The 235-nt window shown below is 53.2% G+C and carries 1 protein-coding gene; it reads left to right on the plus strand.

Annotated elements, in window-relative coordinates; genetic code table 11:
* The coding region (locus tag ACTHSL_RS14255; protein WP_440381761.1) for a hypothetical protein at nucleotides 1-235 on the plus strand (235 nt) is incomplete at both ends.

The following is a 235-nucleotide window of genomic DNA, read 5'->3' on the forward strand; positions in this document are numbered from 1 at the left end:
TGGACTTTCTACCCCGTCTCGGAACAGATCACCGATAAAAAATTTGGGCATGGACTGGGGGTCGGCGATGTCGACGGAGATGGCTTACTGGACATAATTCACTCTCGTGGCTGGTTCGAACAACCCGACCATCCGGCTACCCAGGGTCGGTGGCCGACGCACGAAGTTGCTTTTAGCAATTCATACGGCGGTGCCGACATGTTTGCCTATGATGTAGATGGAGATGGCTTAAACG

The sequence above is a fragment of the Neisseria sp. P0008.S010 genome, from assembly GCF_051962715.1.
Classification (GTDB): domain Bacteria; phylum Pseudomonadota; class Gammaproteobacteria; order Burkholderiales; family Neisseriaceae; genus Neisseria; species Neisseria elongata.